The organism is Streptomyces montanisoli, from assembly GCF_017813245.1.
GTDB classification, from domain to species: domain Bacteria; phylum Actinomycetota; class Actinomycetes; order Streptomycetales; family Streptomycetaceae; genus Streptomyces; species Streptomyces montanisoli.
On sequence record NZ_JAGIQL010000063.1, the window covers coordinates 1 to 12934 of the forward strand.

The following is a 12934-nucleotide window of genomic DNA, read 5'->3' on the forward strand; positions in this document are numbered from 1 at the left end:
CCTCATGCAGAGGATGGCATGCGAGTCGCATGGGTGACCGGGGTTCAGTCGTGTGCTCTACCGATCTGGCGCACCCCGCGCGCGAGGCGCTGGCCGCGGGGGAGCGCGAACACCGCGAGAGGCAGGCCGTGCTCCAGGAGGCCGAGCGAAGGATCGCCGCCCGCACCTCGCAGCGCGAGGCGCTCGACCGCGAACAGGCCGCCGTCGAGCGGGAGCTGACGCGCGTACGGGGCGCGGCGGGCAGCGTCGCCCAGCGCGCGGCCGAACTGGGGCGCCGAGCGGACGGTCTCGCAGCGGCCGCCGAGGCGGTACGCGCCGTCGAGGCCACCGCACGCAGGCTCAAGGACGCCGACGCGCGCCTCGCGGACGCCGCGTTCCGCGCCGGCTTCGACACGCCGGAGGCCGCCGCGGCGGCGCTGCTCGACGGCGCCGGGCGCCGCGCGCTCCAGCACACCATCGACGCCTGGCAGCGGGAGGCCGCGATCGTCGCCGAGCGGCTCGCGGAAGCGGACGCGAACGAGGCGGGCGCGCACGCCCCGGCCGTCCCCGAACAGGCCCAGGCCGCGCACGAGACGGCGGAGCGCGCGCTGCGTGTCGCGTCCACGGCCCTCGCCGCGGCGGTCGAGCGCCGGGAGGCGCTGGCGGCGCTGTCGCGCCGCGCCGAGTCCGAGGCGCGCGCCCTCGGGCCACTGCGCGGCGAGTACGACCGGGTGGCGCGGCTCGCCACCCTCACCGCCGGCACGTCCGCGGACAACGAGCGGCGCATGCGCCTGGAGTCGTACGTCCTCGCGGCCCGGCTCGAACAGGTCGCGGCAGCCGCGACCGTACGCCTCCAGCACATGTCGTCGGGCCGGTACGCGCTGGTGCACACCGACGCCAGGAGCGGCCAGCGGCGCTCTGGCCTCGGGCTCCAGGTGGTCGACGCGTGGACGGGCAGCGCACGCGACACGGCCACGCTGTCCGGCGGCGAGACCTTCTTCGCCTCCCTCGCCCTGGCCCTCGGCCTCGCCGACGTGGTCAGCGACGAGGCGGGCGGGGTGCGCCTCGACACGCTCTTCATCGACGAGGGGTTCGGCACCCTGGACGACCAGACACTCGACGAGGTCCTCGACGTGCTGGACGGGCTGCGCGAGCGTGACCGCAGCGTCGGCATCGTCAGCCACGTCGCCGACCTGCGCCGCCGCATCCCCACCCAGCTCGAGGTGGTCAAGGAGCGGCACGGTTCCGCGGTGCGGCTGCGCACGGCACCACAGGACTGAGCGGCGGGACGCCGGCAGCCGGCGGCCGCTTCGGCGCGGCCACCGGCGGGAGCGATCAGAGCTTGGACAACACGTCCACCAAGTCGTCGAGCCCCAGCGACCCCTGGGAGAGCGCCGCCATGTGCCACGTCTTCAAGTCGAAGTCGCTGCCCCGGCGCTCGCGCGCCTTCTCCCGGCCGAGCAGCCACGCCCGCTCGCCCAGCTTGTAGCCGATGGCCTGCCCCGGCATTGACAGGTAGCGCACCAGCTCGCTCTCCACGAAGTCCGCGGGCCTGCCGCTGTGCATGCCGAAGAACTCCTGCGCGAGCGCCGGCGTCCACCGCTCGCCCGGGTGGAACGGCGAATCCGCCGGGATCTCCATCTCCAGGTGCATGCCGATGTCCACGATGACGCGGCAGGCGCGCATCATCTGCGCGTCGAGGTAGCCGAGCCTGCGCTCCGCGTCGGGCAGGAACCCGAGTTCGTCCATCAGCCGCTCCGCGTACAGCGCCCAGCCCTCGGCGTTGGCACTGACCATGCCGACGGTCGCCTGGTAGCGGGAGAGCCGGTCGGCGATGTGCGTCCACTGCGCGAGCTGCAGGTGGTGGCCGGGGACGCCCTCGTGGTACCACGTCGACACCAGGTCGTAGACCGGGAAGCGCGTCTCGCCCATCGTCGGCAGCCAGGTGCGGCCGGGGCGGGAGAAGTCCTCGGACGGCGGCGAGTAGTAAGGGGCGGCGGCGCCGCCGGGAGGCGCGATCATCGCCTCCACCTTCCGCACGCGGGGCGCCAGTTCGAAGTGGGTGCCGTCGAGGGCGTCCATCGCCTCGTCCATCAGGCCCTGGAGCCACGCCCTGACCTCGTCGACCCCCTCGATGTGCTTGCCGTGCTCGTCGAGGTGGGCGAGGGCCTCCCAGGGCGTGGCCCCCGGCAGGATCTTCGCGGCTTCCTTGCGCATCTCGGCCAGCAGCCGGTGGTACTCGGACCAGCCGTACGCGTACGCCTCGTCCAGATCCAGGTCCGTGCCGTTGAAGTAGCGCGACCAGCGGGCGTAGCGCTCGGCGCCCACGGTGTCGGGCGCGCCCGCCACGGCCGGCGCGTACACGTCCCGCATCCAGTCGCGCAGGTCGCGCACCGCGGCCGTCGCCGCCTGGGCCGCCGCCGTCAGCTCCTTGCGGCGCGCCTCGGGCGCGTCGGCGACGAACTCCTCGAACCAGCCGCGCTCATCGCCGGCCCATTCGGTGAGCTGCTCGACGAACGTCGCGGCGGGCCGCGGGCCGCCCTTGAGGCCGCGCTCGAGGCCGAGGCCGAGCGAGGCACGGTAGCCCTCCAGCGCGGCGGGCACGGCGCCCAGCCGGTCGAGGACGGCCGCCCAGTCCTCGTCGGACTGCGTGGGCATCAGCGTGAACACCTCGCGGACGCTGTGCGCGGGCGAGTGGATGTTGCTCACCGCGCACAGGTGCTCGTCCGCCTCGTGCACGGCCAGTTCCGCCGTCAGCCGCTCCCGCAGCAGCCGCCCGCAGAGCCGCTCGGCGTCGGCGTCCGCGCCCGGCCGCCGCTCCGCCTCGTCCAGCTCGGCGAGGGTCGCGCGGTTCAGCGCGGCCTGGGCCGCCGCGCCCGCGGGCGAGAAGTCGGGGAGGCGGCCGTTGCTCTCCTTGACACCGAGGTAGGTGCCGGTGATCGGGTCGAGTTCGATGAGTGCGTCGACGTAGGCGTCGGCGACCTGACGGGGCAGCGCGCTGCCGGCTGTGTCTGACATGCGGACATCCTCTACGACGCGGGGGCCGTGCGTCACGTGGGATCAGCGCTCGGGGCTGCCCGCCCCGAACAGGAGGCCCGCGTCGCCGGGCGCCGCCGTGCGGACGGCCGCACGGCCGAGTGCCAGGGTGAGGACCACGGTCGCCTCGTCCTCCACCCGGTGGCCGAGCGGCAGTCCGAGGCGGCGCAGCGCCGCGGCCATGCCCCGGTCCGCCGTCCCCGTCACGGCGTAGACGTCGGGGTAGCCGGCGCCCGCCGCCAGTGCCGTCAGTTGTTCGAGCAGCGCGGTGCCGATGCCGCACCGCTGCCAGGCGTCCTCGACGAGGAGGGCGACCTCCGCGTCGTCCCCGTCCCACAGCAGGTGCCCCATCCCCACCAGTTCGCCGCCGGCCGTCCAGGCGCCGAGCGTGTGGCCGAAGCGCGGGCTGAGCAGATGCCCGAGGTAGCCGTTCGCGTCGTCCGCGTCACCCGCCGGAGACCGGTAGCGCGCCGTGAGAGTCCGCGCGGAGCAGCGGCCGTGCAGCGCGACGGCGGCCGCGCGGTCCTCCTCGCGGACCGGACGCACCGTGATGTTCCCCCCGTGCGCGCCGTGCCCGCCGTGCTCGCCCGCGGGCGGGCAGGCGGTCCGCTGTCCATGCGTCGGCCGGTGGTTCATGACGTCACTGTGGCCGACGGGTGTTTCGTCGCCACGAACGGATCGTGTCTGTGAGGTTAAGGATGGCTTTGGCTTCCTTTGTGTCATTTCAAGCCGTTCTTGCGGGGCCGCACGGGCGGGCCGGTGGGTCGGGCCGGTCGGGCCGGTCGGTCTGATCATGCACGGAAAGTATCCCCCTGGATCGCCGGAGTGACGAGGGGGCGCATTGGTCTTGACCAAGTCTTACGGGAGTTCTATCGTCACTTTTAGTGCAGGAACCTTTAATAAATAAGGGCATGGAATCCTGCCGGACACGGCGATCGCGGAGGCGCAGGGTGGGGACCACGCAGCTGGAGACAGTGCCGGAACCGAAGTACTGGCACCTCAAGACCGTGCTCGGTGAGGCACTCGACTCCGAATTCACGGTGGGCGAGATCCTCCCGAACGAACGCGAGTTGGCGGCCAGGTTCGGCGTCGCCCGCGCGACGCTGCGGCAGGCGCTCGAACAGCTGGAGCTGGAGGGCCGCCTCCAGCGCAGGCGGGGCGTCGGCACGACGGTGGCGCCGCCCAGGCTCGGCGTCGACGTGTCCGCCACCGGGGCGGGCGGTCCCGGCGCGCCCGAGGACGCCTGGCAGCCCCTGGACTGCGCGCTCGTGGCCCCGCCGGCGGCGGTGGCGCGCCTGCTGGAGACCGGCCCGTCGGAAGAGGTGCACGCCGTACGCCGCGTCCGCTCCACGCACGGGCAGTGCGTGGCGGCCGAACTGCTCTACGTGCCGGCCGCGTCGGTCCCCGACCTCCCCGCCATAGAGACGCCGTCAGGACCTGCCAGGGCCCGCAGCGTTCTGCGCGAGCTCCAGCGGGCCGGCGTCAACGGCCAGGACAGGTCGGTCGAGCTCGGTTCGGCCCGTGCGGACGACGCGAAGGAACTCGACCGGCTGCCCGGCGCTCCCGTCCTCGTCGTCACGACGCGCTACCTGGTGGACGGCCGCACAGCCGCCGTCTCCCTCGCCACGTACCGCGCCGACACGTGCAGGCTGACGTTCGGGGACACGGGCGAGATCGAGATCAGCGACGACCCGCAGCGGGAGCGCCGCGCCTCCTGAGCGCCCGCGCCTCGCGAGCGCCCACCTCTCCTGAGCGTTCCCGCCGTCCGGATCCTCCCGGCTCCTCAGCGGCGGGCCGTCACCGTCCGCTCCACCGCGAACAGCTCCTCCTCGACGTGGTCGAGCGCGAGGCGCAGCGCCCCCGTGGCCACGGCCGCCTCGCCGAGCAGCGACAACTCCACGCGCGGCGGCCGCAGGCAGAATCGGGACAGCTCGTGGCGCAGCGGCTCCAGCACGCCGTCGAGCCCGGCCGCCCAGCCGCCGATGACGACCATCTCGGGGTCGAGGGCGAGCGCGAGCGCCGCCACGTCGTGCACCAGCCGCCCGGTGAAGCGCCGCATCGCCTCGACCGCCCGCGCGTCGCCGTCCTTGGCGAGCGCGAAGACCTGCGTCACGGCCCGCTCGTCGAGCGGGTGCAGCGGCTCGCCCGTCGTCGACAGCAGCGTCTCGGGCTTCGCCTCACGGCCCAGCAGGTGCAGCGCCCCGATCTCGCCCGCCGCGCCGCCGAACCCCCGGTGCAGCCGGCCGCCGATCAGCGCACCCGCGCCGGGGCTCAGCCCCGCGAGGACGAACACGACGTCCTCCGACTCTGCCGCGACGCCCTTCCAGTGCTCGGCCACCGCCGCCGCGTTGGCATCGTTCTCCACCACCACGGGGCACTTGAACGACCTGCGCAGCCGGTCGCCCAGCGGCAGGCCCGTCCAGCCGGGCAGCGCCGTGCACAGCCGCACCGTGCCGCCCGCCTCCACGATGCCGGGGCTTCCCACGCCGACGGCCCGCAGCGATCCGCGCGCCACGCCCGCACGGCGCAGCACGTCCGCGACCACGGCCCGCACCCGGTCCAGGCGCTCGTCGGCGTCCGCCGACTCCGGCACATCGCGCCGTCCCGCGCCGACGGTGCGGCCATCGAGCTCGGAGAGCAGCGCGGCCACCCGGTGCGGGCCGATCTCGATCCCCAGCAGATGCCCGGCCTCCACCCGGAAGCGGAACCGCCGCGCCGGACGCCCCTGCCGCCGCGCCTCGCCGTCCTCGGCCGGAGCCTCGACGACGAGGCCGCCCTCCATGAGATCGTCCACCACGCCCTCGACGGTCGGCCGCGATAGCCCGGTGAGACCGCTCAGATCGGTCAGCGTGAGAGGTGTCGAGTCCCGCAGGGCGTGCAGGACCACGGCGGAGTTGATCCGCCGCAACAGAGAAGGGTCTCCGCCGGTCAGCCGCCCCACTGTGCCCTCCCTGGCCGTACGGGTGTGCCCGGATGCTACTCGCTGGTCGCCCGCGGAAGCGAGCGCCGGCGGTTCCCGTCGGACACCCGGCCGAAGATCGCCCGGCGGCGGCACGCCGTCCCGTGCGGCGCAGGTGGCGGCCCCTGCTTGCGGGGGCCGGGTGACTGACGGCCGGACAGATTGTCGGTGCCGGGCGGTTTACTGGGGGCATGACTGCCAGCGACCGTGCCGCCGAGCGTGCCGTCGTCGTCGAGAAGTTGTGTGTGCGGCCGTTCCCCGCGGTCCCGTCGAGGACGGGTGGTGTCGTGAGCGGGCCGCTCTACCACTGGGCCGAGTTGGACTCCACGCCCGTCTGGGACGGTGACGTGGCGGACGCGCGGGCGGAGGAGGAGCGGCAGGACGGCGAGTGCGGATGGCTCGTGGCCGCGGTACGGGCGTTGTGGGGCGAGGAGCCGGACGTCGTCTCGCCGGCGGGTCTGCTGCTGCGGGAGGCGGCCGGCGAGCGGTTGCCGGAGCCGTGGCGCCAACTGGCGCACGCCGTACCGGAACTGAACGTGTGGCAGAGGGCGGGACGCTGGATGGCCATAGGCGTCTCGGGGTTCGGCGACGACCACGAGCGCGCGCTCGTCGCGGTGGTCACCGCGACCGACCCGCCCTGACCCGGCCGCGGGTCCAGGGCGCGTCGGGGTGACCTACGCTTCCGAGGCCGCGCGGAGTGCGGCGAACTCCTCGGCCATGGTCTCCACTGTCCAGTGCGCGTTCAGGCCGCTCGGGTTGGGCAGCGCCCAGACCCTCGTCGTGCCGATCGTGAGGTCCTGGCGCCCTACCCGCGCCTTCTTGGCGCCGAACTCGTCGCCGAACGCCGTGCGGTACGCGGTGATGCCCGCGACCGCGAGCCAGCGCGGCCGCAGCCGCTCCACCTTGGCGCGCAGGATGTCCCCGCCCTCGCGCAGCTCCGCGTCGGACAGCTCGTCCGCCCGCGCCGACGCCCGGGCCACGACGTTGGTGGTGCCGAGGCCGTACCGGGGCAACTCGTCCTGCTCGTCGGGGCGCAGCAGGCGCGGCGTGAAGCCCGACAGGTGGAGCACCGGCCAGAAGCGGTTGCCGGGGCGTGCGAAATGGCGGCCGACAGCCGCCGACAGCAGGCCGGGATTGATGCCGCAGAACAGCACGCGCAGGCCGGGCGCCGCCACGTCGGGGACGAGGCGGCCGCGCGCGGCTTCGAGTTCGGCGGGCGTGACGCGGGGGGAGCGGGCCATCCGCGTCAGAGGATGGAGCCCGGCGTGTACCCGGCGGCGTCCGGGTGGAGTTTCACGATCTCCTCGATCCGCCCGGCCACGGTGGCGATCTGGTCGCCGGCCGCGCCCGTGAAGGACAGCTTGTCCGCCATGAGCGCGTCCAGCGCCGCCCGGTCGAGCGGGATGCGGTCGTCGGCCGCCAGCCGGTCGAGGAGCTCGTTGCGTTCCGCGCCCTGCTCGCGCATGGCCAGCGCCGACGCCACCGCGTGCTCCTTGATGACCTCGTGGGCGGCCTCCCGGCCGACGCCGGACCTGACGGCGGCCATCAGGACCTTCGTCGTCGCGAGGAACGGCAGGTAGCGGTCGAGCTCGCGTGCCACGACGGCGGGGAACGCGCCGAACTCATCCAGCACGGTGAGGAAGGTCTCCAGCAGCCCGTCGAACGCGAAGAACGCGTCCGGCAGCGCGACGCGGCGCACCACGGAGCAGGACACATCGCCCTCGTTCCACTGGTCGCCCGACAGCTCGCCGGTCATCGAGGCGTAGCCGCGCAGGATGACCATCAGGCCGTTCACGCGCTCGCAGGAGCGGGTGTTCATCTTGTGCGGCATCGCGGACGAGCCGACCTGGCCGGGCTTGAACCCCTCGGTGACGAGCTCGTGCCCCGCCATCAGGCGGATCGTCTTCGCCAGCGAGGACGGCGCCGCGGCCAGCTGCACCAGCGTCGACACCACGTCGTAGTCGAGCGAGCGCGGGTAGACCTGCCCGACCGACGTGAACTCGCGGGCGAAGCCGAGGTGGCCGGCGATCCTGCGCTCCAGGTCGGCCAGGGCGGCCGCGTCGCCGCCCAGCAGGTCGAGCATGTCCTGCGACGTGCCCACCGGGCCCTTGACGCCGCGCAGCGGGTAGCGCTCCAGCAGGTTCTCCAGCCGCGCGTACGCCACGAGCAGCTCGTCGGCGGCCGTCGCGAAGCGCTTGCCGAGCGTGATGGTCTGCGCGGCCACGTTGTGCGAGCGGCCCGCCATTACGAGCGCCGCGTGCTCGGAGGCCAGCCTGCCGAGCCGCGCCAGCACCGCGACGGTGCGATCCCGCATCAGTTCGAGCGAGACCCGGATCTGCAGCTGCTCCACGTTCTCCGTGAGGTCGCGCGAGGTCATGCCCTTGTGGATCTGCTCGTGCCCCGCGAGCGCGTTGAACTCCTCGATGCGCGCCTTCACGTCGTGCCGGGTGACCTTCTCGCGCTCGGCGATCGACGCCAGGTCGACCTCGTCGAGCACGCTCTCGTAGTCGGCCACGGCCGATTCCGGCACCTCGATGCCGAGGTCGCGCTGGGCGCGCAGCACGGCGAGCCAGAGCCTGCGCTCCAGGACGACCTTGTGCTCGGGGGACCAGACGACGGCGAGCTGCGTGGAGGCGTAGCGGCCGGCAAGGACATTGGGGATGCGTGGCTTCGCGGGGGCTGTCACACCCGTGATTTTACTGTGGCGTGCCCGGTGGGCCCGCACGGGCCCGGGACGGCTCGTACGGGCTCACGGCGGCCCGCACCCGCTCAGGACGGCTCGTACGGCACGAGCTCCGGGCGCTTGGGCGGACGCCCGTCACCCGACGAGCGGCCCGTCGCCCGGCGCACGATCCACGGCCACAGGTACTGCTTCGCGAACCGCAGGTCGCTGCCGCGCCGCAGCAGCCACCCCGGCGGCACGTGCGGGGGAAGCGCGGCGCGCCAGTCGTGCCCCGCCTCGTGCCCGAGCGTCTCCCACACGGCCTCGGCGATCCTGCGGTGCCCCTCGGCCGTCGGGTGCAGCCGGTCCACGCCCCACAGGCGCTGGTCGGCCAGTACGGGCGTCCCGTACAGGTCGACGACGAGCGCGTCGTGGCGGGCGGCGAGGTCGTCCACGTGGGCGAACAGCTCCTCCATGCGCGGCCGCACCCGCTCCATCACCGGGCCGTTCCTGCCGGGGCTGCGCATCAGGACGAGCTGCTTGCAGGCCGGGGCGAGCCGCTCGACGGCCTCTTCGAGCAGACCGCGCACCCGCCCCATGTCGACCTTCGGGCGCAGCACGTCGTTCAGCCCGCCGACGAGCGTGATCAGGTCGGGCGTCATCGCGGCCGCCGTGTCCACCTGCTCGTCGACGATCTGGCCGATCAGCTTGCCGCGCACCGCGAGGTTCGCGTAGCGAAACCCCGGCGTGCGCTGCGCGAAGCGCGCCGCGAGCAGATCGGCCCAGCCCCGGTACGAGCCGTCGGGCAGCACGTCGGACATGCCCTCGGTGAAGGAGTCGCCGACGGCGACGAAGCTCGTGTACTCGTCCATCGTCTCCATGACGACGATGATCCTACCGTGCGGTAGTAATGCTCGGCCGCCCCTCAGCTGTGCCTGCCGACCAGCTCCCGCAGCACGTCCTCCATGGTCACGAGCCCCTCCAGCTTGCCGTCCTCGTCGAGTACGGCCGCCAGATGGGTGCGGCCGCGGCGCATCGCCGTCAGCACGTCGTCCATCGGTGTCGCGTCCCTGACGCGCGCGATGGGGCGCATGTCGGCGACCGCGAAGGGCCGGTCGCGGTCCACGGCGTCCAGGGCGTCCTTCACATGCAGGTACCCGAGGATCCGCCGCGCCGAGTCGACGACGGGGAACCGGGAGAAGCCGGACCGCGCGGACAGCTGCTCGAGGCCCTCCGCCGACACGCCGAAGCGCGCCGACACGACCCGCTCAAGCGGCGTCACCACGTCACGCACCGGGCGCCTGCCCAGCTCCAACGCGTCGTGCAGGCGCTCCGACGCGCGGTCGTCGAGGAGCCCGGCGTGGCTGGTCTCCGTGACGAGGCGCCCCAGCTCGGCGTCGGAGAACACGGAGACGACCTCGTCCCTCGCGTCCACCCGCACCACCTTGAGCAGCGCGTTCGCGAAGGCGTTGATCGCGAGGATCACCGGCTTGAGCGCCCGCGACAGGGCCACGAGCGGCGGGCCGAGCAGCAGCGCGACGCGCGCGGGCCCGGCGAGCGCCACGTTCTTCGGCACCATCTCGCCGAGCAGCATGTGCAGGTACGTCGCGACGACCAGGGCGATGACGAACGCGATGGTGTGGCCCACGCCCGACGGCAGGCCGATCGCGTGGAAGGCCGGTTCCAGGACGTGCGCGATCGCCGGCTCCGCCACGATGCCGAGCACCAGGGTGCACAGCGTGATGCCGAGCTGCGCGGCCGCGAGCAGCGCAGAGATGTGTTCGAGGCCCCAGATCACGCGGCGCGCGCGTTTGTCGCCGTCCTCGGCCATCGGCTCGATCTGGCTGCGCCGCACGGAGACGAGGGAGAACTCGGCGCCGACGAAGAAGGCGTTCACCACGAGCGTCAGCAGCGCGATGACGAACTGGACGGCGGTCACGCGCCCACCTCCTCCCCGTCCGCGCCTGCCGCGGGCGGCAGCGGCGCCCTGAGCGTCACCCGCGCCGCGCGCCGGCCGCGCGCGTCCGACACCTCCAGCTGCCAGCCGTCGCCGGTGGAGGCCGTGTCGCCCTCGGCGGGGATGCGGCCGAGCTCGGCGGCGACGAACCCGGCGAGCGTCTCGTAGGGGCCGTCGGGGACGCGCAGGCCGATGTCAGCCAGCCGGCCGGCCCGCACGGCGCCGTCCGCCGACCACAGCGCGCGGCCGGCCGCGTCCTCGCCGATGCGCGCCAGGTCGGACGTCTCGTGCGGGTCGTGCTCGTCGCGCACCTCGCCGACGACCTCCTCGACGATGTCCTCCAGCGTCACCACGCCCGCCGTGCCGCCGTACTCGTCGATGACCACGGCCATGGTGCGGCGCCCGGTGAGCCGGTCGAGCAGGCGGTCGACGGTCAGGGTCTCCGGCACGAGCAGCGGCTCGCGCATCAGCGCGGTGACGGGGCGCCTGGGCCGCTCGTCGGCGGGCACCGCGAGCACGTCCTTGACGTGCGCCGTGCCCACGACGGTGTCGAGGCCGCCCCGGTGCACGGGGAAGCGGGACAGGCCCGTCGCCCTGGTGGCGTTCGCCACGTCCTCCGCCGTCGCCTGCACGTCGAGCGCGATGACCTGCACGCGCGGGGTCATCACGTTCTCCGCCGTCAGCTCCGACAGGCTCAGCGTCCTGACGAACAGGTCGGCCGTGTCGGGCTCGAGCGCGCCCTCCTTCACCGAGTGCCGCGCCAGGGCGACCAGCTCCTGCGGCGAGCGGGCGGACGCGAGCTCCTCGATGGGTTCGAGCCCGAAGCCGCGCACGACGCGGTTGGCCATGTTGTTCAGGTGGCCGATGAACGGCTTGAACACGGTCGTGAAGTACGACTGCGGAGTCGCCACGACCTTGGCCACGGCGACGGGGGAGGAGATCGCCCAGTTCTTCGGCACCAGCTCGCCGACGACCATGAGGAAGACGGTGGACAGCGCCGTCCCGATCACGAGGGCGAGGGAGGACGCCGCCGAGCGTGAGAGACCCGCCGCCTCGATGGGGCCGCGGATCAGCGTGGACACGGACGGCTCCGCGAGCATGCCGACGACCAGGTTGGTCACCGTGATGCCGAGCTGCGAGCCGGAGAGCTGAAACGTCAGGCTCCGCACGGCGCGCAGCGCCCCGGCCGCGCCCCGCTCGCCGCGCTGCGCGGCCAGCTCCAGGTCGCCGCGCTCCACGGTGGTCAGCGAGAACTCGGCCGCGACGAAGGCACCGCAGAGCAGCGAGAGCAGCACCGCCACGGCGAGGAGAAGCACCTCGGTCAACGGTTCACCTCCGTCCCCCATGATCGGTCAACCGCGTGCGGCGCGCTCGGTACCGGCATCCAGTACGCCCGAAGGTAAAGGAAAGGCAAAGGGATCGGAAGGGGTGGCAGGGCCGGGCCCGAGCCGGCGCCTACAGCGGCTTGACCCAGCGCCGCCAGTGGTCCTCACGCCGGTAGCCGGCCGCGCCCCAGGCGGCGTGGGCCCGGGCGTTGTCCTCCAGGACCATGGCGTCGACGCGCCGCCCGCCGAGTGCGGCGAAGCGCCGCTCGGCCGCTTCCAGCAGGGCGGTGGCGACACCCTGACGGCGGTGGCCCGGATGGACGGCCAGCCGGTAGGCGCAGCACCGCCAGCCGTCGAACCCGGCTATCACGGTCCCGGCGAGACTCCCCTCGCGCTCCGCGAGGGTCGCGCGGCGGATGTAGAGATCGCTCATGGAACGAACCAAGCAGAGCGGCGGCGCGCCGGCGAGCGGTTTCCGCGCCGCGCGGACGCTACGCCGCCCCGGCGGCGCCGGACGCGCAGGACGGGCACAGGCCGCGGTAGGTGATGTCCGCCTCAGTGACGGTGAACCCGAACCGCTCCGCGACCGGCAGGTCGCCCAGCGGCGAGCCGGTGGGGTGGACGTCGCGAATCGTGCCGCAGCCCGAGCAGACGAGGTGCTGGTGCGGGCGGCGGGCATTGGGGTCGTAGCGCTTGGCGCGGCCGTCCGTGGCGACCTCGATGACCTCGCCGAGGGAGACCATCTCGCCCAGGGTGTTGTAGACCGTCGCGCGGGATATCTCGGGCAGCAGGCGCGAGGCGCGGGCATGCACCTCGTCCGCGGTCAGGTGCGTGTGGTCGCCGTCGAGTACCTGCGCGACGACCCGCCGCTGCGCGGTCATCCGCCACCCCTGCCCGCGCAGTCGCTCCACCAGGTCGCTCACTCGGTCCACCCCTTCACGGAACTGGCGCACTTCTTGACTTGGACAGAGTCCATCGTAGGATCGTTTCCGGTACCAGCCAAGGGACAAGGGAAA

12 protein-coding genes and 1 pseudogene are annotated in these 12934 nt (G+C 73.6%); 3 read left to right on the forward strand and 10 right to left on the reverse strand.

Features of this window, described 5'->3' with window-relative positions; genetic code table 11:
- Positions 1–1259: SbcC/MukB-like Walker B domain-containing protein (locus JFN87_RS16790; RefSeq protein WP_372449241.1), on the forward strand; the 1259-nt coding region annotated here is incomplete at its 5' end.
- A 55-nt stretch (positions 1260–1314) separates the two neighbouring features.
- Here the strand turns inward: JFN87_RS16790 and JFN87_RS16795 are convergent.
- Positions 1315–2997, reverse strand: coding sequence for a DUF885 domain-containing protein (locus JFN87_RS16795; protein ID WP_209340893.1), 1683 nt, complete (start codon positions 2995–2997; stop codon positions 1315–1317).
- 42 nt (positions 2998–3039) lie between these two features.
- Positions 3040–3651 carry a GNAT family N-acetyltransferase gene (locus JFN87_RS16800; RefSeq protein ID WP_307865485.1) on the reverse strand — a complete coding sequence of 204 codons (612 nt, stop codon included), beginning with the start codon at positions 3649–3651 and terminating at the stop codon, positions 3040–3042.
- Between the two features lie 314 nt (positions 3652–3965).
- Between JFN87_RS16800 and JFN87_RS16805 the strand changes: the two genes are divergently transcribed.
- Positions 3966–4733, forward strand: a complete 768-nt coding sequence (locus JFN87_RS16805; RefSeq protein WP_209340895.1) for a GntR family transcriptional regulator — start codon at positions 3966–3968, stop codon at positions 4731–4733.
- Positions 4734–4798: 65 nt separating this feature from the next.
- On the opposite strand, the gene JFN87_RS16810 is transcribed toward JFN87_RS16805, so the two are convergent.
- On the reverse strand, positions 4799–5956 hold the full coding sequence (locus tag JFN87_RS16810; protein WP_209340896.1) for an ROK family transcriptional regulator: 1158 nt from the start codon (positions 5954–5956) through the stop codon (positions 4799–4801).
- 209 nt (positions 5957–6165) lie between these two features.
- Between JFN87_RS16810 and JFN87_RS16815 the strand changes: the two genes are divergently transcribed.
- Positions 6166–6615 carry a hypothetical protein gene (locus JFN87_RS16815; RefSeq protein WP_209340897.1) on the forward strand — a complete coding sequence of 150 codons (450 nt, stop codon included), beginning with the start codon at positions 6166–6168 and terminating at the stop codon, positions 6613–6615.
- A 33-nt stretch (positions 6616–6648) separates the two neighbouring features.
- Here the strand turns inward: JFN87_RS16815 and mug are convergent, their stop codons facing one another.
- The 7 genes and pseudogenes from mug to JFN87_RS16850 all read right to left on the reverse strand — a co-directional run bounded on the left by mug (position 6649) and on the right by JFN87_RS16850 (position 12841).
- Complete coding sequence (gene mug / locus JFN87_RS16820; protein WP_209340898.1) at positions 6649–7215, reverse strand: G/U mismatch-specific DNA glycosylase; 567 nt, start codon at positions 7213–7215, stop codon at positions 6649–6651.
- A gap of 5 nt (positions 7216–7220) precedes the next feature.
- Positions 7221–8660, reverse strand: a complete 1440-nt coding sequence (purB, locus tag JFN87_RS16825) for an adenylosuccinate lyase (RefSeq protein ID WP_209340899.1) — start codon at positions 8658–8660, stop codon at positions 7221–7223.
- An 83-nt stretch (positions 8661–8743) separates the two neighbouring features.
- Positions 8744–9517 (reverse strand): SGNH/GDSL hydrolase family protein, encoded by a 774-nt coding sequence (locus JFN87_RS16830; protein WP_209340900.1) that lies wholly within the window; start codon positions 9515–9517, stop codon positions 8744–8746.
- 44 nt (positions 9518–9561) lie between these two features.
- Positions 9562–10575 carry a hemolysin family protein gene (locus JFN87_RS16835; RefSeq protein WP_209340901.1) on the reverse strand — a complete coding sequence of 338 codons (1014 nt, stop codon included), beginning with the start codon at positions 10573–10575 and terminating at the stop codon, positions 9562–9564.
- Positions 10572–11918, reverse strand: a complete 1347-nt coding sequence (locus tag JFN87_RS16840) for a hemolysin family protein (protein WP_209340902.1) — start codon at positions 11916–11918, stop codon at positions 10572–10574. Before JFN87_RS16840 ends, JFN87_RS16835 begins: the two co-directional genes overlap by 4 nt.
- 130 nt (positions 11919–12048) lie before the next feature.
- A pseudogene (locus JFN87_RS16845) lies at positions 12049–12321 on the reverse strand (GNAT family N-acetyltransferase); the annotation flags it as partial.
- A gap of 88 nt (positions 12322–12409) precedes the next feature.
- On the reverse strand, positions 12410–12841 hold the full coding sequence (locus tag JFN87_RS16850; RefSeq protein WP_209340904.1) for a Fur family transcriptional regulator: 432 nt from the start codon (positions 12839–12841) through the stop codon (positions 12410–12412).
- Positions 12842–12934: the final 93 nt, after the last annotated feature.

What these genes read in the sequence shown, in the direction of transcription:
- JFN87_RS16830 (WP_209340900.1), bottom strand. Translation starts at nt 9,517, where the DNA reads ATGGAGACGATGGACGAGTACACGAGCTTCGTCGCCGTCGGCGACTCC.
- JFN87_RS16800 (WP_307865485.1), bottom strand. Translation starts at nt 3,651, where the DNA reads ATGAACCACCGGCCGACGCATGGACAGCGGACCGCCTGCCCGCCCGCG.
- mug (WP_209340898.1), bottom strand. Translation starts at nt 7,215, where the DNA reads ATGGCCCGCTCCCCCCGCGTCACGCCCGCCGAACTCGAAGCCGCGCGC.
- JFN87_RS16815 (WP_209340897.1), top strand. Translation starts at nt 6,166, where the DNA reads ATGACTGCCAGCGACCGTGCCGCCGAGCGTGCCGTCGTCGTCGAGAAG.
- JFN87_RS16795 (WP_209340893.1), bottom strand. Translation starts at nt 2,997, where the DNA reads ATGTCAGACACAGCCGGCAGCGCGCTGCCCCGTCAGGTCGCCGACGCC.